The sequence below is a fragment of the Microbacterium sp. P5_E9 genome (assembly GCF_054049175.1).
Genome location: NZ_JBFUMV010000003.1, coordinates 288,344 through 309,813, shown reverse-complemented (window position 1 = coordinate 309,813; position 21,470 = coordinate 288,344). Strand labels below are relative to the sequence as shown.

18 protein-coding genes are annotated in these 21,470 nt (G+C 70.6%); 15 read left to right on the top strand and 3 right to left on the bottom strand.

Translation table 11 applies throughout. The features are described from left to right. Positions 1-33: 33 nt before the first annotated feature. Entirely contained in the window at positions 34-345 is a 312-nt protein-coding gene (locus ACXJ3V_RS07655; protein ID WP_457099685.1) for a DUF2470 domain-containing protein, read from the bottom strand. 121 nt (positions 346-466) lie between these two features. Between ACXJ3V_RS07655 and ACXJ3V_RS07650 the strand changes: the two genes are divergently transcribed. The 12 genes from ACXJ3V_RS07650 to ACXJ3V_RS07595 all read left to right on the top strand — a co-directional run bounded on the left by ACXJ3V_RS07650 (position 467) and on the right by ACXJ3V_RS07595 (position 17,599). Further along, positions 467-1,708, top strand: a complete 1,242-nt coding sequence (locus ACXJ3V_RS07650; RefSeq protein WP_457099684.1) for a serine hydrolase domain-containing protein — start codon at positions 467-469, stop codon at positions 1,706-1,708. Next, a complete protein-coding gene (locus ACXJ3V_RS07645) occupies positions 1,705-2,580 on the top strand; it encodes an EamA family transporter (RefSeq protein WP_457099683.1) in 876 nt (291 codons plus the stop codon). Before ACXJ3V_RS07650 ends, ACXJ3V_RS07645 begins: the two co-directional genes overlap by 4 nt. 112 nt (positions 2,581-2,692) lie before the next feature. Then, positions 2,693-4,081 carry a serine hydrolase domain-containing protein gene (locus ACXJ3V_RS07640; protein WP_457099682.1) on the top strand — a complete coding sequence of 463 codons (1,389 nt, stop codon included), beginning with the start codon at positions 2,693-2,695 and terminating at the stop codon, positions 4,079-4,081. A gap of 58 nt (positions 4,082-4,139) precedes the next feature. After that, positions 4,140-5,738 (top strand): ABC transporter substrate-binding protein, encoded by a 1,599-nt coding sequence (locus ACXJ3V_RS07635; RefSeq protein WP_457099681.1) that lies wholly within the window; start codon positions 4,140-4,142, stop codon positions 5,736-5,738. A gap of 59 nt (positions 5,739-5,797) precedes the next feature. Then, entirely contained in the window at positions 5,798-6,793 is a 996-nt protein-coding gene (locus ACXJ3V_RS07630) for an ABC transporter permease (protein ID WP_457099680.1), read from the top strand. Beyond that, complete coding sequence (locus ACXJ3V_RS07625) at positions 6,793-8,751, top strand: dipeptide/oligopeptide/nickel ABC transporter permease/ATP-binding protein (protein WP_457099679.1); 1,959 nt, start codon at positions 6,793-6,795, stop codon at positions 8,749-8,751. The genes ACXJ3V_RS07630 and ACXJ3V_RS07625 overlap by 1 nt, the downstream gene beginning before the upstream one ends. Further along, positions 8,748-9,521 (top strand): ABC transporter ATP-binding protein, encoded by a 774-nt coding sequence (locus ACXJ3V_RS07620; protein ID WP_457099678.1) that lies wholly within the window; start codon positions 8,748-8,750, stop codon positions 9,519-9,521. Before ACXJ3V_RS07625 ends, ACXJ3V_RS07620 begins: the two co-directional genes overlap by 4 nt. Further along, positions 9,518-12,922: a serine hydrolase gene (locus tag ACXJ3V_RS07615; protein ID WP_457099677.1), complete on the top strand. Its 3,405-nt coding sequence runs from the start codon at positions 9,518-9,520 to the stop codon at positions 12,920-12,922. Before ACXJ3V_RS07620 ends, ACXJ3V_RS07615 begins: the two co-directional genes overlap by 4 nt. Further along, positions 12,919-14,049, top strand: coding sequence for a M20 family metallopeptidase (locus ACXJ3V_RS07610; RefSeq protein WP_457099676.1), 1,131 nt, complete (start codon positions 12,919-12,921; stop codon positions 14,047-14,049). The genes ACXJ3V_RS07615 and ACXJ3V_RS07610 overlap by 4 nt, the downstream gene beginning before the upstream one ends. Beyond that, entirely contained in the window at positions 14,046-14,858 is an 813-nt protein-coding gene (locus tag ACXJ3V_RS07605; protein ID WP_457099675.1) for a GNAT family N-acetyltransferase, read from the top strand. Before ACXJ3V_RS07610 ends, ACXJ3V_RS07605 begins: the two co-directional genes overlap by 4 nt. Further along, entirely contained in the window at positions 14,855-15,961 is a 1,107-nt protein-coding gene (gene menC, locus ACXJ3V_RS07600; RefSeq protein ID WP_457099674.1) for an o-succinylbenzoate synthase, read from the top strand. Before ACXJ3V_RS07605 ends, menC begins: the two co-directional genes overlap by 4 nt. Positions 15,962-15,976: 15 nt before the next feature. Beyond that, positions 15,977-17,599 carry a PucR family transcriptional regulator gene (locus ACXJ3V_RS07595; RefSeq protein ID WP_457099673.1) on the top strand — a complete coding sequence of 541 codons (1,623 nt, stop codon included), beginning with the start codon at positions 15,977-15,979 and terminating at the stop codon, positions 17,597-17,599. A gap of 15 nt (positions 17,600-17,614) precedes the next feature. Here ACXJ3V_RS07595 and ACXJ3V_RS07590 read toward each other — a convergent pair whose 3' ends face one another. Next, a complete protein-coding gene (locus tag ACXJ3V_RS07590) occupies positions 17,615-18,445 on the bottom strand; it encodes a GNAT family N-acetyltransferase (protein ID WP_457099672.1) in 831 nt (276 codons plus the stop codon). Between the two features lie 91 nt (positions 18,446-18,536). Between ACXJ3V_RS07590 and ACXJ3V_RS07585 the strand changes: the two genes are divergently transcribed. Further along, positions 18,537-19,076, top strand: a complete 540-nt coding sequence (locus ACXJ3V_RS07585) for a YaeQ family protein (RefSeq protein ID WP_457099671.1) — start codon at positions 18,537-18,539, stop codon at positions 19,074-19,076. A gap of 19 nt (positions 19,077-19,095) precedes the next feature. Here the strand turns inward: ACXJ3V_RS07585 and ACXJ3V_RS07580 are convergent, their stop codons facing one another. Then, complete coding sequence (locus tag ACXJ3V_RS07580; RefSeq protein WP_457099670.1) at positions 19,096-19,329, bottom strand: hypothetical protein; 234 nt, start codon at positions 19,327-19,329, stop codon at positions 19,096-19,098. Positions 19,330-19,417: 88 nt separating this feature from the next. On the opposite strand from ACXJ3V_RS07580, the gene ACXJ3V_RS07575 reads away from it, so the two are divergent. Together ACXJ3V_RS07575 and ACXJ3V_RS07570 are read left to right on the top strand one after the other, a co-directional pair. Then, entirely contained in the window at positions 19,418-20,398 is a 981-nt protein-coding gene (locus tag ACXJ3V_RS07575; RefSeq protein WP_457099669.1) for an aldo/keto reductase, read from the top strand. A gap of 587 nt (positions 20,399-20,985) precedes the next feature. Then, positions 20,986-21,462 (top strand): DUF5663 domain-containing protein, encoded by a 477-nt coding sequence (locus ACXJ3V_RS07570; protein WP_457099668.1) that lies wholly within the window; start codon positions 20,986-20,988, stop codon positions 21,460-21,462. The last annotated feature ends 8 nt before the right edge of the window (positions 21,463-21,470 follow it).

Here is a 21,470-nt window from a genome sequence, read left to right as displayed (position 1 = left end):
GCTCAAGGTAAGGGCAACCTAAATGAGAGAAGCCTATGAGTGTGGTCTCGGCTCGACGCCCAGCATCCGACACGCCTCGTCGTAGAGCGCCACGATCTCGCGACGGACCTGCGGCCGTTCGCTGATCGGTCCGCCCGGCCACGGCACGCGAACCTGCAGGAGGCTGCCATCGGGCAGTTCGGCGACCCATTCCCCTGCCTCGCCGTCGAACCCGGCCATCGTCGCGCCGACCGCATCCGCGCGCGGCCCGAAGGCGCGCACGATGAGCAGATTGTCACCCGTGTGATCGCCGTTCATATGTCCCAGCACCCCGGCGACGACGGCGTCATCGAATCGATACGTCACACGCCCACCCTAGGTGTCAAGGGCGGCGGGAGATCCGGGCGCGATGTGTTTGAATCTATGGACGATCATCGGGGGGTGATGGGTGAGGCACCGACGCCAGTTCACTCGCACAGTGCGAGCGATGGCGGGCGTGCTCGCTCTGACGCTCGCGCTCTCCGCGTGCGCCGCCGCCTCCCCGGCGGTCATCGACCTTCCCCCGCAGGTCGACGGCGGGCTCCCTGAGGACACGACGACTCAGCTGCAGGATGCCGTCACCTTCGCGATGAACGCCTCCGGGGCATCCGGTGCGATCGTCGGCGTCTGGGCACCGTGGAGCGGCTCCTGGGTGACCGGGCTCGGCACGCAGAACGTCGGCGGCGGCGACGTGAGCACGAAGATGCAGTTCCGCGCCGCGCGGGAGACTCGCCCGATGACGTGCGACGTGCTCTACGCCCTCGAAGCGAAGGGCACCGTCTCGGGCAGTGACAGCGTCACGGAGTACGTGGCCGGGGTTTCGGATCTCGACGAGATCACGCTCGACCAGCTCTGCGATGGAACGTCGGGCATCGGATCCTACACACCCGTGCTGCTGTCGCAGTGGCTCACGAACCCCAACCGGGAGTGGGACGCGCGCGAGCTCGCCAGCTATGGGCTCGGCCAGGAGCGTTCCGAGCCTGGCACCGCCTACACCGGCTCCGACGCCGGCTACCTGCTGCTCGGGCTCGCGCTCGAGCGCGCATCGGGGCAGACGGCGAGCCAGCTGCTCGACGAGTACGTGTTCCGGCCGCTCGCGCTGGACGCGACGATGCTGCCGACGGATGCCGCGGCGAAGCCGTCCGGCGAAGCTTCCGCACTCGCCGGGCACCACTCCCTGAGGGATGCCGCGGGAGTCATGAACTGCACCGAGCCGCTCGACATCACCAAGATCTCGTCGAGCATCGGATTCACCGACTCCGGAGTCGTCACCGACATCCACGACCTCGGCCGCTACGCGCAGGCGCTCGCCGCGGGTGCGCTCACTCCTCCCGCTGCGGACAGGTTCGCCGACCCGCTGCCCGCGTACAGTGGTGCGCCCTCCTGGTTCACTGCGGCAGGGGGCGCGTTGCAGGCGGGCACGCTGATCGGGCAGTCCGGCGCGGTGCCGGGGTACTCGACGGCCGCGTTCGCAGACCCGGAGACCGGGCTGACGGTCGCGGTCGTGCTGAACAATTCAGCCGGCGGCGAGGGGCCGGCGACGAATCTCGCGTGGGAGCTCGCGGCGATCGCCTCCAAGGCGGCCGCGGCCACCGGCGAGACCGCGCCGGAGGCTGGTCTGCCGTGGACTGCGCAGCAGTATCACGACGCGACCGCCGCCGCAGCGATCTGCCCCCAGCCTGCTCCGTGAACGGACGCACCGCCCAGACCCCCGCCATCCTCCTCGTCGTCGCGGGACTCGCGTGCCAGGAGGTCGGCGCCTCGATCGCTGTGCTCCTGTTCCCCGAGATGGGGCCGCTCGGCATCGTCATGCTGCGACTCGGGTTCTCGGCGATCCTGCTGCTGCTGATCGCGCGCCCGTCCCTGCGGGGCCATTCGCGGGACGGATGGATCGCGGTCCTCGCGTTCGGGGTCGTCCTCGCGGCGATGAACGGCCTCTTCTACCTCGCCCTGGAGCGCCTTCCGCTCGGCGTCACGGTCACGATCGAGGTGCTCGGGCCGCTGGTGCTCTCGATCGTCGCCGCGCGCCGGCGCTCTGCGTGGCTGTGGGCCGCCCTCGCCTTCGGCGGCGTGCTCGCCCTCGGCGGGGGCGGTTGGGAGCAGCTCGATCCGGTCGGAGTGCTCTTCGCCCTCGGCGCGGCCGCGAGCTGGGCGTTCTACATCCTCGCGTCGGCGCGGGTGGGCCGGGAGTTCCCCAAGCTCGACGGGCTCGCATTGGCGATGAGCGTCGGGGCGCTCATCGTACTGCCGTTCGGCATCGCCTCCGCCGGCGCCGCCCTGCTGCGCCCCGAGCTGCTCCTCTTCGGCGCGGCCGTCGCCGTGCTGTCGTCGACCATCCCCTACGCGTTCGAGCTCATCGCCCTGCGCCGTCTGCCTGCGTCGTCGTTCGCGATCCTGATGAGCCTGGCGCCGGCCACTGCCGCCATCGCGGGGTGGGTGCTGCTGGGCCAGACCCTGTCGTGGCTCGAGATCGTGGGCATCTCGCTCGTGATCGCGGCCAGCATCGGTGCGGTGCGCTCGTCGCAGCGCGCGGCGCGCTCCAGTGCAGAGCCGGTCGGATGACGGATGCCGCGGCATCCGGGTCCGAAACTCCTTGTCGGATACGACTAGGAGACGACACTTTCTCTGTCTGATCGGACAAAAAACCACGAATTGAACAACTTATCGTGAGGGAATGCGTTCCCCCGATGATGTCGCAACGTTCCTTGCCGCCCACTTCGCCCAGGCTGTCGCCGAGCGCGGCGTGCCCGGCGCCACGATCGCCGTCCTGAAGGACGGCGAGATCGTGGAAGCCGCCGCTGGCCTGCTCAGCACTGCCACGCGGGTCGAGGTGACCACCGACTCCGTCTTCCAGATCGGCTCGATCACGAAGGTCTGGACCACGACGCTCGTCATGCAGCTCGTCGACGACGGACTGCTCGACCTGGATGCCCCGATCCGCACCTACGTGCCGGAATTCCGGCTCGCCGACGATGCCGCCGCCGGCTCCATCACCGCCCGACAGCTGCTGAGCCACCAGGGCGGCTTCGAAGGGGACGTCTTCACCGACACGGGTCGTGGCGACGACGCCATCGAGAAGTACATCGATGCGATCGCGGGGCTCCCGCAGCTCTTCACTCCCGGCGAGCTGTTCTCGTACAACAACGCAGCCTTCAGCGTTCTCGGCCGGCTGGTCGAGGTGCTGCGCGAAGACACCTGGGAGAACCTCCTCGTCAGCCGCATCGCACAGCCGCTGGGGCTCACCCACGTCGCGCCGAGCGCCTACGAGGCGATCCTCTTCCGCGCCGCAGTCGGCCATCTCGGTGCCGGGGAGGATGGCGTCCAGATCCCGGCCCCGGTCTGGGCGCTCGCGAAGTCCAACGAACCGGCCGGCTCGATGCTCGCCATGCGGCCGCGCGACCTGATCGGATTCGCACAGATGCACCTCGGCGACGGCGTCGGCGCCAACGGCACGCGCGTACTGTCGGCGGAGTCCGCCCAGGCGATGCGCACGAACCACGTGGATCTGCCGCGACTGACCGGCATGGGCGACGCCTGGGGCCTGGGCTGGGAGATCATCCAGACCGCGACGCCCGTCGTGATCGGTCACGACGGCGGCACCATCGGCCAGTCGGCGTTCCTGCGCGTCGTGCCCGAGCTCGGCATCGCGGTCGCGATGCTCACGAACGGCGGCGACGTGATGGGGCTCTTCGATGATGTCGTCGCGCCGATTCTCAAGGAGGCGGCGGGTGTCACCTTGCACGGGCTGCCCGTGCCGCCCGCCGAGGCCGTGGCCGTGGACGCCGGGCCGCTCGTCGGCTTCTACTCGAACTCGACCATCGACCTGACCGTCTCGGTCGACGACGAGGGCCGCATCTGGGTCGACAGCAACCCCAAGGGCATCCTCGCCGAGATGGGCCAGACGCCCGAGCACACCGAGCTGGTCGGGTACAACGCCGACTCGCTCATCACCGCCGCCCCGGCGGTGCAGCAGATGCACGTCGTGTACTCGTTCCTCGGTGAGGACGAGTCCGGCCGGCGCAGGTACGTCCACTCCGGCCGCGCGGTCGCCCGCGCCGACTGACCACCCTCCCCACCGCACCACAGCAGCCGATCCCCCCGGATTCAGAAAAGAGACCTGCATGAAATCGTTCGCAAGGCCCGCTCTTGCCGTCCTGACCACCGCCGTCGCGGTCACCGCCCTCGCCGGCTGCTCCGGCGCGAGCGGCAGCTCATCGTCGAGTTCCGACTTCGTCGACGACGGCACCTTCACGTTCACGATGGTCGCCGACCCCGGCGCCCTCGACCCGCAGATGTCGGCGGTGAGCGCCCTCTTCCAGCTGAGCCAGTTCGCCTACGACAACCTCGTCAGCCTCGACAAGGACGGCGAGATCGGCGCGCAGCTCGCCAAGGACTGGACGGTCGACGGCGCGACCGTCACTCTGACCCTCAACGAGGGCGTGAAGTGCGCAGACGGCTCGGACTTCACCGCGCAGACCGCGGCCGACAACATCGCCTTCATCTCCGACCCCGCGAACCAGAGCCCATTCCTCCAGACGTACCTGCCCGCCGGCCTGACCGCGGAGGCCGACGGCGCCACCCTCACGATCACGCAGTCCGCGCCTGCGCCGTTCGTCCTGCAGAGCCTCGCGAACGTGCCGATGGTCTGCGACGCGGGCCTGAACGACCGCACCACCTTGGCAGCGGCGACCGACGGCACCGGTCCGTACACGCTCACCGAGGCCGTCCCCAACGACCACTACACCTACGAGATCAACCCCGACTACGCCTGGGGCCCGAGCGGCGCGACCACGAAGGAAGCCGGCCTGCCCAAGACCGTCGTCGCGAAGGTCATCCCGAACGAGACCACGGCGGCCAACCTGCTGCTGGCCGGCGACGTCAACGCCGCGCAGATTGTCGGACCGGATGCCGCGCGCCTCGACAGCGCCAAGCTCTTCTCGCAGACGATCGAGGCCCTGCTCGGCGAGCAGTGGTACAACCAGGGCGTCGGTCATGTCACGAGTGACCCCGCAGTCCGCATGGCGCTCACCCAGGCGGTCGACTTCGACGAGCTGCAGAAGGTGCTGACCTCCAACACCGGCCTGCCCGCAACGCGCCTCACCGTGATCCCGCCGTCGGCGTGCACGTACGACGCCGTGACCGGCAACCGTCCCGAGACGGATGTCGACGCCGCCAAGGCCGCGCTCGACGATGCCGGCTGGGTGGAGGGCGCCGACGGCATCCGTGAGAAGGACGGGCAGAAGCTCGCCGTCACCTTCATCTACGCCAACACCCTCGGCACGGGTGGCGCTGCGGCGGCCGAGCTCGCCACCGCCGCCTGGCAGGAGATCGGCGTGCAGGTCGACGCCGCTGAGAACGACTCGACGACCATCACCGGCGCCCTGTTCGGCACCGGAGCATGGGACATCGCGTGGGTCCCGGTCAACGTCAGCAACCCCGATCAGCTCACCGGCTTCCTTTCCGGCCCCGGTGTGCCTGACGGCGGCGGCAACTTCGCCTCGATCGCCAACGCCGACTACGAGGCGGGCGTCGCCGACGCCATGACGATGACCGGCACGGACGGCTGCGACACCTGGAAGGACGCCGAGGCGAACCTGTACCAGGCCGCTGACGTGGTCGCCTTCGCCAACAGCGCCATCAAGACCTTCGGCCAGAACGCCGAGTTCGAGATGGTCGGCCAGATCGTCCCGACCAGCATCCGCATGCTGGCAGCCCAGTAAGTACCGATCCTCCCCCCGCCCGGCGGGCGCATGCCCGCCGGGAGAAGGACCACGCCATCATGACGATCACAGCCGCCCCGCCCGTCGAGGAGGTGCGCCGAGCCCGCGACCACCGCTGGCCCCGGTTCATCCTCCGCCGGTCGGGGCGGCTCGTGGCGTCGCTGTGGGTGCTGCTGACGGCATCCTTCCTGATGATCCACGCGATGCCCGGTGACCCCGTCCGCGGCTCGCTCGGCCCGGCGGCTTCGCCGGAACTCGTCGCCGCACGCCGGGAGGCGCTCGGACTCGACAACCCGCTGCTCCAGCAGTACTGGGACTACTTCACCAGCGTCCTCACCGGCAACCTGGGCGTGTCGTTCGGCTCGAACCTGCCGGTCGCGCAGACCATCGCGCAGCGGCTGCCCGCCACGGCGAGCCTCGCCTTCCTCGCGTTCGCCCTCGCCATCGTCATCTCCATCCCGGTCGGCGTCGCCATCGCCGTGCGCACCCGCCGGGGGCGGGGCCGCGGCCTCGAACTGGGCTTCGCCTCCTCGAGCGTCTTCATCTCGGCGATCCCGGACTTCCTCCTCGGCGTCGCGCTGGTGTCGGTCTTCGGTGTCACCCTCGGCTGGTTCCCGATCGCCGGCCGCAGCGGCCCTGACTCGTACGTCCTGCCGGTGCTCGCCCTCGCCCTCGGCCCGGCTGCCGTGCTTGCCCGCATCGTCCGGGTCGAGATGCTCAACGTGCTCGACACGGACTTCGTGCGCACCGCCCGCGCCAAGCGCCTCCCGGCCTGGCGGATCTACCTCAGCCACGCGCTGCCCAACGCCACCACCGCGACCCTCACGCTCGCCGGCCTGCTCCTCGGCTCCCTCGTCATCGGCACGGTGCTCGTCGAGAACGTGTTCGCGTGGCCGGGTCTCGGCTCGACGATCGTGCAGGCGATCCAGACCAAGGACTACCCGCTCGTGCAGGGCACCGTCCTCGTCTACGGCGCGGGCGTCCTCGTGATCAACACGATCGTCGACGGCATCCTCGCGGGGCTCGATCCCCGCACGACGGTGGCGGAGTCCTGATGCGCCTGCTCGCCCGCACCGTGCGCACGCCGCTCGGACTCGCCGCGGTCATCCTCCTCGCCCTCGTGCTGGTGACCGCGATCTTCGCGCCGATCCTCTGGGGCGCCCAGGCGGCCGTCGTCGACACCGGCAACATCCTCGCCGGCCCGTCGGCCGAGCACCCGGTCGGCACCGACGCGCTCGGCCGCGACCTCTTGCTGCGGGTGCTCGTCGCCACGCGACTGTCGGTGGTGCTCGCGCTTATGGCCACCGTCGTCGCCGTGACCGCGGGTCTCATCCTCGGCGTCGCGCCGTGGCTCATGGGCAGGGCCGGCCGCAGCGTGACGTGGGTCGTCAGCGTCGCCGTCGCCTTCCCGGGCCTGCTGCTCGCCCTCTTCTTCGCGGTGATCTTCGGCACCGGCTGGGTCGGCGCGACCTGGGCGATCGGCCTCGCCGGGGCGCCGAGCTTCGCCCGGCTGTGCCAGACCCTCGTCGCCGGCGTCGCATCGCGCGACTTCGTCGCGGCCGCCCGCATCGGCGGCGTGGGCCGCGTGCGCGTGCTGTTCCGGCACGTGCTGCCGAACATCGGCGAGCCCCTCATCGTCAACGCGACGATCGGCGCCGGCGGCGCGTTGCTGGCGTTCGCCGGACTCTCGTTCATCGGCCTCGGTGTGCAGCCGCCCGAGTACGACTGGGGCCGGCTCATGATGGAGGGCCTCTCCGGCATCTACATCAACCCGCTCGCCGCCCTCGCGCCCGGCATCGCGATCGTCATCGCCGGGCTCGCCTTCAACCTCACCGGCGAAGCCGCCGCGCGCTCGCTCGGCATCGGATCGACCGGCATCGTCGCGAAGATCGCGCGCGTGCAGGCGAAGCCGCGTCCGGGCGACGTCGCGGGCGATGCGGTGGGCGACCTTTCGACAGGCTCAGGGACCGCGTGGGAGACGGATGCCGCGGCCCCGGCCGACGCTGTGCTCGACGTTCGCGACCTGCGGGTCGCCTTCCCCGGCGCCACCGGCCCGATCGAACCCGTCCGCGGGGTGTCGTTCTCGATGCGCCGCGGCGAGGTCGTCGGCATCGTCGGCGAGTCGGGGTCGGGCAAGTCGCTCACCGCGCTGGCGATCGCCCAGCTCATCGAGCACCCCGGCGTCGTCGACGCGGACCGCCTGACGTTCTGCGGCGAGGACCTCCTCTCCGGCGACCCGAAGCGCCATCGGAGCCTGCTCGGCACGTCGCTCGCGCTGGTCTTCCAGGACCCGATGACGAGCTTCAACCCGACCAAGAAGATGGGCGCGCAGCTCGCCGAGGTCGCCACCGAACACCACGGCATGACCCGCCGCGAGGCCGCGGATCGGGCCGTCGATCGGCTCGCGGCCGTGCAGATCAGCAACCCCGAGCAGCGGGCCAAGCAGTACCCGCACGAGTTCTCCGGCGGGATGCGCCAGCGTGCCATGATCGGCGCGGGGCTCATGGGCAAGCCGGCGCTCATCATCGCCGACGAGCCGACGACCGCCCTGGACGTGACAGTCCAGCAGCGCGTGCTCGACCTCCTCAAGAGCATCCGCGACGACGAGGATGTCGCCATCCTCCTCATCAGCCATGACGTGTCGGTGGTGGCGGAGATCTGCGACCGCGTGCTCGTCATGTACGCCGGACGCATCGTCGAAGAGCTCCCGGCCGACCGGCTGCGCGAGGCGCAGCATCCGTACACCCGTGCGCTCATGGCGGCCGTCCCGGACATGCAGACCGACCTGGCACGGCCGCTCGCCACCGTCGCCGGCCGTCCGGTCGATCCCGCGCACGTGCCGGCCGGCTGCGCGTTCGCGGCCCGGTGCCCGCTCGCCGACGCGCACTGCCGCGAAGTCGACCCGCGGCTCGCGCCGGCCGGTCCTGGTCGGGCAGCCTGCTGGCACGCGGGGGAGCCGATCGCCCTGACCCTGGCCCAACCCGCCCTCGACGTCGAGGAGGTGCTGCTGTGAGCGAGCTGCGCATCGAGAACGCCACCGTGCGCTTCGGCTCCGGCCGGTCGCAGACCCTCGCCGTCGACGACGTGAGCCTCACCGTGCCGAACGGCGAGGTGCTCGGACTCGTCGGCGAGTCCGGATCGGGCAAGTCGACCATCGCGCGCGCCGCCGTCGGACTCGTGCCCCTCGACAGCGGACGCATCCTGCTCGACGGCGAGCCGATCGATGTGCGGCACGGTCGCCGACCGCTGCAGATGGTCTTCCAGGACCCGTTCTCGTCGCTCGACCCGCGCATGACGATCGGGGCGAGCATCGCCGAGATCCTGCCGCGGGGCCTCACGCGCGCCCAGCGCAACGACGAGGTCGCGCGTCTGCTCGAGCTCGTGCACCTGGACGCGTCTCGCGCCAAGACCTACCCGGGCCAGATGTCGGGCGGCCAGCGTCAGCGCGTCGCGATCGCCCGTGCTCTCGCGGGGCGGCCGGAGGTGCTGATCGCCGACGAGATCACATCCGCCCTCGACGTGTCGATCCAGGGATCGATGCTCAATCTCGTGCGCGAACTGCAGGCCGAACTCGGCCTGTCGCTGCTGTTCATCTCGCACAACCTCGCCGTGGTCCGATACGTCGCCTCCCGCGTCGCGGTGATGCACCGCGGACGCATCGTCGAGGAAGGCCCCACCGCCGAAGTGCTCTCCAACCCCCGCGATCCCTACACCCAGCAGCTGCTGGCCGCCATCCCCGGTCAGCCGACCACCGATCTCCAACCCTCAAGGAGCGAACTGTGACCCGCAACATGCGCATCGAGGACGTGCTCGACCTCACGGTCCCGAGCCAGCCCAGCATCTCCCCGGACGGCACGCTCGTCGCCTACGTGCTCGGAGGCATCGACGCCGCCGCCGATAAGGCGATCAGCTCGATCTGGCTGACGGATGCCGCGGGCGCAGCCCGCCGCCTCACCCAGGGCACCACCGACACCGCGCCGGTGTTCTCTCCCGACGGCGGCACCCTCGCGTTCCTGCGCGACGGCCAGCTATGGACCCTCCCCGTCACGGGCGGCGAGCCCGTGCAGCGCACGCACCTCCCGCTCGGCGCGGGCGCGCCGGTGTGGAGCCCTGCCGGTGACCGCATCGTCTTCGCGGCGCCGGTCGACGGCGAGGCAGCGGCCGAGGAGAGCGACGCCGACCGCGCGAAGCGCGCCCAGGGCCCGATCGCGAGCGACGGCGTCAACTACCAGGCTGACGGCAGCGGGTTCCTCCGCGGCATCCGCGTGCAGCTGCACCTCGTCGACCTGGGGAGCGGCGCCGTTCGGCAGCTCACCGACGGCGACGAGCACGTCGCGAGCCCGTCGTGGGCCCCCGACGGCGACTTCATCGCCTACACGGTCAAGCCGGAGGGTGTCGACCACCTCACCTTCCGCATGGCCGTGCACGTGATCGACCCGGCCGACGCGGCAGCACCCGCGCGGATCGTCGCGTTCGCCGACGGCGTCGCCGCGACTGTCGCGTACGCCCCGGACGGCCGCCACCTCGTGGTCGTCGGCTGGGCCGGCGACCCCGAAGGCATCGCCCGCCTCTACCGCGTCGATCTCGCGACCGGCGAGGCGCGCGAGCTCGCGGCATCCCTCGACCGCAATGTCATGCCCGGCGCCCCCGCCTACCCCGGCGCCCTGCCGCAGGTCACCGCGAACGGAGACGTGCTCTTCGCCATCCGCGACCGCGGCTGCACGCACCTCTATGCGGTGCCGCTGGACGGCGGCGAGCCCCGGCACCTCCACGGCGGCGACGCCGAGGTCGTCAGCGGTCTCTCGGTCGCCGGCGACAAGGCCGCCATCGCCCTGTCGACCGCGACGTCGTTCGGCGAGATCGTGCTGCTCGACCTGGCCGCCGGCACGTCATCGGTCGTGACCGCGCACGGCGCGGCGCCCGAGGGTGTGGAGCTGTTCGTCCGCAAGTCGCGCGAGTTCGCGATCAGCGACGGCGTCCCGGTGCAGGGCTGGCTCCTGCGCGACCCCGCCGTGACCGGCCCAACCCCGCTGCTCGTCGACGTGCACGGCGGACCGCACAACGCCTGGAACGGCGCGGTCGACGAGATGCACGTCTTCCACCAGGAGCTCGCCGCTCGCGGCTGGACCGTCCTGACGATCAACCCCCGCGGCAGCGACGGGTACGGCGAGGAGTTCTTCCAGGCCGTCAACGGCAACTGGGGCCTGATCGACGCCAAGGACTTCCTCGAGCCCATCGACGCCCTGGTCGCAGAGGGCGCGGTCGACCCGAAGCGCCTCGCACTCACCGGCTACAGCTACGGCGGGTTCATGACCTGCTACCTCACCGGGCACGACGACCGCTTCGCCGTGGCCGTCGCCGGCGGCGTCGTGGCCGACATGACGAGCATGGGCGGCACCACCGACGACGCGCACCTGCTCAACGTCTTCGAGATCGGCGCCATGCCGTGGGACCCGGCCGACCGTGAGCGGCTCGCCGCGATGTCGCCCTACACGGCCGTCGACAAGGTCACCACCCCGACCCTCGTGCTGCACGGCGAGGCCGACGTCCGCTGCCCCGTCGGGCAGGCCGAGCAGTGGCACTACGCCCTCGCCGAGCGCGGCGTCCCGACGCGCCTCGTCGTCTACCCGGGTGCCAGCCACATCTTCCCGATCCTCGGCGTGCCGAGCCACCGGGTCGACTACGCCACGCGCGTCGTCGAATGGGTTGAGCAGTATGCGGGGGATGCCGCAGGCCCGCGCCCCGAGAAGATCGATGCCGCCCACTGGCAGCGCCGCCTCGCGGTGCTCGCCGAGCGGCACAAGGTGCCCGGCGCCCAGCTCGGGATCCTGCGGCTCGGTGGCCGTGAGGACGAGATCGTCACCGGCGCGTACGGCACTCTGAACAAGAACATCTCCACCGGCGCGCCCGCCACGAAGGACTCCGTCTTCCAGATCGGCTCGATCTCGAAGGTGTGGACGGCGACGGTCATCATGCGGCTCATCGACGAGGGGAAGCTGTCGCTCGACACGCTCGTGAAGGACGTCATCCCCGAGCTGAAGCTCAGCGAGGACGAGCTGACCGACGGCATCACGGTGTGGCACCTCCTCACCCACACGAGCGGTCTCGACGGGGATGTCTTCACCGACACCGGCCGCGGCGACGACTGCCTCGAGAAGTACGTCGCCGACCTCGCGACCGCCGGCATGAACCACCCGCTCGGTGCGACCTGGTCGTACTGCAACGCCGGCTACTCGGTGCTCGGCCACGTGATCGAGAAGGTCACCGGCAAGACGTGGGATGCCGCGATGGCCGAGCTGCTGTTCCAGCCCCTCGGACTCACGCACACCGTGACCCTTCCGGAGGAGGCGATCCTGTTCGGCGCCGCCGTCGGGCATGTCGACATGGGCGACGAGCAGGTGGTGACTCCGGCGTGGGGCCTCATGCGCTCGCTCGGCCCCGCCGGCCTCATCACCGCCCGCGCCGAGGATGTGCTCGCGTTCGCGCGCCTGCACATGGCCGGTGGCGTCACCGCCGACGGCACGCGCGTCCTCGCCGAGGAGACCGTCGCCGACATGCAGTCGTTCCACGCGGAGGTGCCCGATAAGCACGTGCTCGGCGACTCCTGGGGCCTGGGCTGGATCCGCTTCGACTGGAACGGCGCCCGGCTCTACGGCCACGACGGCAACACCATCGGACAGGCGGCGTTCCTGCGCATCCACCCCGAGACCGGCGTCGCGGTGACGCTGCTCACCAACGGCGGCAACACCCGCGACTTCTACGAGGACCTCTACCGTGAGATCTTCGCGGAGCTGTCGGGGATCGACATGAAGGCCCCCGTGAAGGTGCCCGAGCAGCCCATCGAGATCGACGTCACCCCGTTCGTCGGCACGTACGAGCGCGCCTCGGTGCGCATGGAGGTGTTCGTCGGCGACGAGGGACCCATGCTGCGCAGCACCGTGCTCGGCCCGCTCGCCGAGCTCGAGCCGCACCCCGTCGACGAGTACCCGCTCGTGGCACTCGATGAGGCCCTCTACGCGGTGCGCGCCCCCGGCACGCAGACGTGGATCACCGTGACCTTCTACTCGCTGCCCACGGGTGAGGCGTACCTGCACTTCGGTGCCCGCGCGACCCCCAAGGTGAGCGACAAGGTCGAGAACACCGCTCTGCTCGAATCCGCCGAGAAGGTCGCAGAGCCGGTATGAGCGAGACCCTCGCCGAGCTGCGCACCGAGACGATCGTCGCGCACATCGAACGCCTCGTCTCGGTAGAGTCGCCGTCCGCGGATGCCTGGGCGGTGGCCCGCTCAGCCCTCGAGGTCGCCGCACTCGGCGAGGAGCTGCTGGGTGTCGAGCCCGAACGCATCGTGATCGAGGGCGTGACGCACCTGCGCTGGCGCTTCGGTGCCACCACGCGTGTCGTGCTGGTCGCCCATCACGACACGGTGTGGCCGGTGGGCACGCTCGCGCGCCTGCCGTTCCGGGTGCGCGATGGGGTCCTGACCGGTCCGGGCTGCTTCGACATGAAGGCGGGCCTGGTCATGGCGCTCCACGCGATCGCGTCGCTGCCAGACCGCGACGGCGTGACGCTGCTCGTCACGGGTGACGAAGAGGTCGGCTCGACCACCTCCCGCGCACTCATCGAGGACACCGCCCGCGGCGCTCGCGGGGCACTCGTGCTCGAGGCATCCGCTCCTGGCGGCGCCCTCAAGATCGAACGCAAGGGCGTGTCGCTGTACGAGGTGGTCGTCACCGGGCGCGCCGCCCACGCCGGCCTCGAGCCCGAGCGCGGGGTCAACGCGACAATCGAGCTCGCCCACACCGTGCTGGCGATCACCGAACTCGCCGACCCTGAGCAGGGCACCACGGTGACCCCCACGGTGGCGTCGTCGGGCACGACGACCAACACGGTGCCGGCGTCCGCGTCGGTGTTCGTCGACGTGCGCGCCCGCACGGTCGCCGAGCAGCACCGGGTCGACGCGGCGCTGCGCGCGCTCGCCCCCGTCACGCCCGGTGCCGGCCTCGAGATCAAGGGCGGCCCGAACCGGCCGCCGCTCGAGGCCGCGGCATCCACCGAGCTGTTCGCTCGCGCGCAGGCGATCGCGGCGCGCGAGGGTCTTCCGGCGCTGGAGAGCGTCGCGGTCGGCGGTGGCAGCGACGGCAACTTCACCGCCGGCATCGGCGTGCCCACGCTCGACGGACTCGGCGCGGTGGGCGGTGGCGCCCACGCGGACGACGAGCACGTCCTGGTCGCGGAGCTCCTGCCCCGCACGCGCCTGGTGGCCGCCCTGGCCGCCGAACTGGCCGCCGTGGAAGAGGAGGGACGATCGTGACCGATCTGCTGTACGCCGACGACGTCGTCACGACCGCGATCGCCGCGGCCGAGGAGGCCGCCCTGGCCGCCGGCGTCACGCTGCGCGAACTGGCCGGCGTCGATGAGCAGGCGACGATGCTGCGGCTGCTGTCGGAGATCTGGGGGCGCAGCCCCGAGAACCCGCCCGTCCCGCCCGAGCTGCTGCGCGCCTTCACGAAGGCGGGCAATTACATCGTGGGCGCCTTCGCCGGCGACACCGTGGTCGGCGCGGCGATCGCCTTCCACTCGACCCCCGAACGGCATGCGCTGCACAGTCACATCGCCGGCGTCGCGCCAGGCCTCGCGGGTCGCTCGATCGGCTACGCCATGAAGCAGCACCAGCGCGGCTGGGCACTCGCCCGCGGCATCGACGTGATCGAGTGGACCTTCGATCCGCTCGTCTCGCGCAACGCCTACTTCAACTGCACCAAGCTGCGGGCGCTGCCGGTCGAGTACCTGACCAACTTCTACGGCGTGATGCCCGACGTCATCAACGGCGACGACGAGACCGACCGGCTGCTGGTGCGCTGGCAGCTACGGGACGAGGATGTCGCGGACGCGGCATCCGGTCGTCCCCCGGCGGTCGACCCCGGCGCCCCGGGCCATGTGAGCGTGCCGGTGCCCGCGGACGTCGAGCGCCTGCGCACCACCGACCCTGGTGAGGCGCGCGCCTGGCGACTCGGCGTGCGCTCCCGCCTGACCGCCCTGCTCGGGGACGGCGGGCGCGTCGTCGGGTTCGACCGCACCGCGGGGTACATCGTCCGCCTCGGAGAGGGGAGCGGCTCGTGAAGATCGAAGGCTTCGAACTGCGGCGGGTTTCGATGCCGCTGGTGTCGCCGTTCCGCACGTCGTTCTCGACGCAGACCTCCCGGGACATCCTGCTCGTGAAGGCGGTCACGGATGGCGCGGACGGCTGGGGCGAGTGCGTGACCCTCGGCGACCCGCTGTATTCGCCCGAGTACGCCGACGGCGCCGTCGACGTCATGAAGCGGTTCTTCATCCCGGCTCTCGCGGCGGCAGGCGTGGGGGGAGCGCCTGCCGTCGGCGAGATCCTGAAGCCCTTCAAGGGCCACCGCATGGCCAAGGCCGCGCTCGAGATGGCGATCCTCGATGCCGAGCTGCGCACCGAGGGCCGCTCCTTCGCCCGCGAGCTCGGTGGGGTGCACGACACCGTGCCGTGTGGCGTGTCGGTCGGCATCATGGACACCATTCCGCGGCTGCTCGACGCGGTCGGGGAGTACCTGGCCGAGGGATACGTGCGCATCAAGCTCAAGATCGAGCCCGGCTGGGATCTCGAGCCCGTGCGGGCCGTGCGCGAGCGCTTCGGCGACGACGTGCTGCTGCAGGTCGACGCGAACACGGCGTACACCCTGCGCGACGCGCGTCACCTGGCGAAGCTCGACGATTTCGACCTGCTCCTGATCGAGCAGCCCCTCGAGGAGGAGGACGTGCTCGGCCACGCGGACCTCGCCAAAATCGTCAAGACCCCGATCTGCCTGGACGAGTCGATCACGTCGGCCCAGACCGCCGCCGCCGCGATCCGCCTGGGTGCGACGAGCATCATCAACATCAAGCCGGGCCGGGTCGGCGGCTACCTCGAGGCGCGCCGCATCCACGATCTCGCCGTCGCGCACGGTGTGCCCGTGTGGTGCGGGGGCATGCTCGAGTCGGGCATCGGGCGCGCCGCGAACGTCGCGCTCGCGTCGCTCCCCGGCTTCACGCTGCCGGGCGACGTCTCGGCGAGCGGACGCTTCTACCAGACCGACATCACCGAGCCGTTCGTGATGCACGACGGCACGCTGACGGTGCCCACCGGGCCCGGTCTGGGTGTCGCGCCGCTGCCGGACGTGCTCGATGAGCTCACCACCAGTATCGAGTGGATCCCCGCCTGACCTATGCTCCCCCTCATGAGCACACGGCCGCGATCGAGTCTCGGGCGTGTGCTCGACGACCTCGGCGTGACCCTGCTCGAGGTGGTGCACGGCGATGTCGAGGGCGCTCTCGACATCGGCGGGGTGGTCATCCACGACCCCGCTGACGAGCCGGTCTACCCGGAGAGCGCACTCGTGCTGGCGGTGGGAGTGACGGATGCCGCGCACCTCGCCGCGCTGATCCTCGAGCTCGGCGCGCACAGTGCGGCGGCGGTCATCGTGCGCTCGCCGGTGACGCTGACCGACGCCGTGCGCAGCGCCTCCGACGCGCACGGCGTGGCGGTGCTCGGCCTGGCGCGCGGCGCGACCTGGACGCAGCTCGCTGCACTCCTGCGGTCGCTGCTGGCCGAAGACGACATCGGCGAGATCGAAGACGAATCGCTCGGCGGCATCCCGTCCGGCGACCTCTTCGCGGTCGCCAACGCGATCGCGTCGCTCCTGGATGCCCCAATCACGATCGAGGATCGGTCCTCGCGCGTGCTCGCCTTCTCGGGCCGCCAAGAGGAAGCGGACGCGTCGCGGGCGGAGACGATCATCGGCCGCCAGGTGCCGCAGCGCTACTCACGCGCGCTCACCGAACTCGGCATCTTCCGCGAGCTCTACCGCGACGATCGGCCAGTGGTGGTCGATCCCGTCCAGGTCGGCCAGGGAGTCAGCACCCAGCGCATCGCGATCGCCGTGCGAGCGGGCGACGAGGTGCTCGGGTCGATCTGGGCCGCCATGGACGGAGCACTCACGCCGGAGCGCACGGCGACGCTGCGGGATGCCGCGAAGCTCGTCGCACTGCATCTGCTGCGGGTGCGGGCCGGCGCCGACGTGCAGCGGCGCCTGCGGACCGAGCTCGTCAGCACCGCGCTCGAGGGCGGTGCCGGCGCACGGGATGCGCTCGGCCGGCTCGGGCTGGCCGGCCACGACCTCGTCGTCATCGCGGGCGCGCTCACGGGCGAGCCGGCCGGCGGCGGCCGCGACGATCAGCTCCTCATCGCCGACCGGGAGCGGTTCGCCGACGCGCTCGCCGTCCACCTCTCCGCCGTGCGCCCCGGGGCCGCCGTCGCGTTGATCGGCGATGTCGCGTATGGCATCCTTCCTGCGGCGCCGGGCACGCTCGATCGGGTGATCGCGATCGCCCAGGACTTCCTCGGCCGCGTCGGCTCCCGGCTTCCCGCCGTCATCGCCGTCGGCTCGATGGCGCACGACATCGCTTCCACCGCGCACTCCCGAGCGACCGCCGACCGCGTGCTGCGCGTCATCCGTCGCCGCGTGACGTCGCAGCTGGTGGCGTCGATGGCCGATGTGCAGACGGAATCGCTGCTGCTGGAGCTGCGCGACCTGACCGCGTCGCGCGGCGATGAGGCGACCGGACCGGTGGCCACCCTCCTCGCGTACGACGAGCGCCACGACGCGCACCTGCTCGAGACGCTCGAAGCCTGGCTCGACAGCTTCGGCGACGTCGCTTCGGCCGCGGCGGCGACCTTCGTGCACCCGAACACGCTGCGCTACCGGCTGCGGCGACTTGCCGAGGTGAGCGGACTCGAGCTCGCCGACCCGGAGCAGCGGTTCGCGGCCATGCTCGAACTGCGCATGCTCACCAGGCGCTGAGGCCGTCTCTCCGGATCAGTCGGATGCCGCGCGCCAGATCCAGTTGCGCCGCTCGTACAGCTCCACCAGGCCGATGTGGCGCATGTTGTGCAGCGACGGGTTGGGCTCTTCCGCTGTCTCGGCTCCGGTCTCGGCGGTGATCCAGGTGCAGCCCAGGGTTGCGGCATCCGCCACCCGCCTCGCCATGAGGGCCGTCTGGGCGCCGCGGCCGCGGTACTCCGGAAGCGTCGCGGCGCCGGAGAGCGACCCTATGCCGTTCGCGGCATAGAGGCACGCGGTCGCTGCGAGGGTGTCGCCGTCCCACGCGCCGTACATCTGGAACCCGGGGATGCCGACCTGCGAGGCGGACCAGTCGGGGAGGGCGCTGTCGGCTGGCATCTCGAAGACCTCGATCATGAGATCGGCGTAGCGACGGGCATCGGCGAGTTCGATCGGTGCAATGCGCAGGTCGGTCGCCGTCGCCGCGTGCACATCCTCGATCGGAGCCGCGAACTTCACCCACGCCTGGCCCGGCTTCGATCCGCGCGCCGCGAGGATTTCCTCCCACGGTCCGTCCGCCCGCGGGGCGATGTGCCACAGCAGGCTCTTCGCATCGGCGACGCGTGCGAAGGCGAGCACCTCGTCGACGATCGACTCGGTGACCGGTTCGGTGATGCCGAAGCCGACGGCGCGGCTCCAGAATCCGCCGGTCGGATCGTCGGCCATCACGGTGACGACCCCGCCGCCGATCCGGGTCGTGCTCATGCCGAGAGCGGCCTTGACCTCCGGCGTCGTGCCGGCGAAGGCGGCCTCCATGTAGGCGGCCTCGCCGAGCTCGGTGGCCCGCATTGCTTCACGATCGTCCACGCTGACGTCCTTCGCAGTGAGAATTCCTGGAAGCACAGTAGTGCGTCGCCTGGCAAGGCGGACAGTGCTTCGCACAGTAGGCTCTCCCGCTATGGCCCTCGGCGCGACGATGTACACCTTCACGGTGCAGCTGGCCGACGTCGACCGCGGCGTCTACGACGATTTCAACCTTCGGGTGGCGCGGCATCCGTCCGAAACCGACGCCTACATGGTCACCCGGCTGCTCGCGTACTGCCTCGAATACGAGGAGGGCATCGCGTTCAGCGAGGGCATCTCGTCCACCGCCGAGCCGGCGGTCGTGGTGCGCGACCGCACGGGACATCTGACCGCGTGGATCGAGGTGGGCGCACCGGATGCCGAGCGCCTGCACTACGGCAGCAAGCTCGCCGACCGCACCACGATCTACACGCACCGCGACCCTGCCAAGGTGCTCGCCCCGCTGGCGGGCAAGCGCATCCACCAGGCCGAGTCGATCACACTGCACAGCTTCGATGCCGGTTTCGTCGATGCGGTCGTCGACCTGCTCGACCGGCGCAACACCGCCACCCTCTCGGTCACCGAGCGCCAGGTCTATCTCGAGCTGAACGGCACGACACTGAGCACCGCCATCCACGACGAACCTATCCAGTAGCGGGGATCGGCTGCCGGTCCTAGCGGAGGATGTCGTCGGCGCCGAGCTGAAGAATCCGCCCGATGTCGCCGGCGCGCATGTCGCGCGCGCGCATCGGCTCAGCCACATCGGCGGGCGATTCGCGAAGCGCGATCTCGCGCTGCTTCCGTAGGGAGCGCCGCCTGACGGCGACCCAGAGCAGCTGGGCAAGGCTGACGACGACCAGCGCTCCCAGCACCCCGGCGAGGATCGCCGCCTGTGTCTGCGGGTCCATGTCAGTGAGGCTAACTCCGGGATGATCGCCGGGCAATGCGATGACCGACGCGGTGGCTCTGGGGTGGTCCGCGTGTGAGCATGGGGACATGGACTACACGCAGCTCGGCCGCACCGGGACTTCGGTCTCGCGGATCGTATTGGGCACGATGAACTTCGGCGATCGCACGTCAGAGGAGGACTCGTTCGCGATCTTGGACCGCGCCGTCGAGCTCGGTGTGAACTTCATCGACACGGCGAACGGGTACGGCGGCGCCGGTGGACGGGGCGCGACCGAGGAGATCATCGGGCGGTGGTTCGCTGCGCGGCCGGGGGTGCGGGATGACATCGTGCTCGCCACGAAGGTGCACTCGCCGATGGTCGACCCCACGGCGGACGGCGACGTCGTGAACGCCCGCGGCGCTTCCGCGTGGCAGGTGCGCCGCGAGGCGATCGGCTCGCTGAAGCGGCTGCAGACCGACCGGATCGACCTGTACCAGTTCCACCACATCGACCGCCACATCTCCTGGACGGAGCTGTGGCAGGCGATGGAAGTCCTGGTCGCCCGCGGCGAGGTCGTCTACACCGGCAGCTCCAACTTCGCGGCCTGGAACATCGCCCAGGCGAACGAGATCGCGCAGCAGCGGCACTTCCTCGGTCTGGTCAGTGAGCAGTCGCTGTACAACCTCGCCCAGCGATCGATCGAACTCGAGGTCATCCCGGCCGCGCAGAACTATGGTCTCGGCATCCTGCCCTGGTCTCCGCTCGGGGGAGGACTGCTGAGCGGCGGCTCGACCGACCCGAAGGCCCGCTCCGCCGGACTCACCTCCGCGCGGGCGAAGCGCCAGGACCAGCTGGACTCCTATGAGCGGTTCGCGGCGGAGCGCGGGTGGACCCCGTCGGCGCTCGGACTCGCGTGGCTGCTCCACCAGCCAGGGGTCACCGGACCGATTGTGGGGCCTCGGACGGTCGCGCAGCTGGAATCGGCCGTCTCGGCGCTCGACATCCATCTCAGCGCGGAGGATCTGAACGCGCTCGACGAGCTCTTCCCCGGTCCTGGCGGCCAGGCGCCGGAGGCCTACGCCTGGTAGCAGTTCCGCCTACGCCGCCCCGCACCGCGCTATCGGTGTCCGCCGCCCTTCCAGCGTGGGGTCGTGGTGCACGACCCCACGCTGGTCAGTTCAGGCGGATGCCGCACCCGGGGCACCGCAGGAACCGCTGGGGGTAGGAGATCTCCATCCCGCAACCGCGACACACGTAGGGCGCCCATCGGCGAGAGAGCACGCTCTTCTCGTTCATCGATTTCACCTCCTCTCGGACTGTCAGGTGTCGTGCAGGGCGGACATCAGGGTGCGCCCTGCACGACTTGGTCACCGCGCGCTGATCACGAGCAGGTCCCCCACTGGCAGCTGTGGCGCGAGACCGACCAGCCGTGGGCGATCGCCTCGTTGCACCACGGGCAGCGAGATCTTCCCGCCTTCACACATGCACATGTCATGACTTCACCCCCCTCCGTCCTCACGTCGATGTCGGCGCGCGTCCTGGGGGATCGCCTCGACATGACACACCAACCGATCCCGGAGCGGGTGGTAAGCGTGTGTCCGGGTGGCAGGACGAACACGGGATCGGTATCAGTGACGGGTCGGCAGAGGCGATGTCAGAAGCGAGAGGAGACGGCGTGGACACACTGAATGACGAGTTCCTGGCGGCGGCGGGACTCGAGGGGCTCGAGCCGCGCGTCAAGCGGAGCCTGCTGCACGCCGTCCGTGATGAGCTGGAGCTCCGGGTCGGCCGTCGCCTCAGCGCTGGCCTCGATGACGACGCACTGGAGGAGTTCTCGCGCATCATCGATCGGCGGCACGACGTCATCGAACGATGGATAGCCCTGCATCGCCCGGAGTTTCGTGAGCATGACGCCTACCTGCGCGTCGCGGCGACGCTCGGTGCGGACGCCGCCGCCGGGGAGGTCCTCGCCGAGTATGCGGCTACCGAATGGCTTGCCGTCAACCGTCCCGATTACCGCGAGATCGTGAAGGCAGAGGTCGAGGGACTGCGAGTCGAACTGAGCGCACGTGCGTGCAGCATCCTGGAGCGCACGTCCGCCCTCGCAGGCCCGCCGACGGGATCGGTTGACGCGGTGAAGCCCACGCACTGAGGAGGACA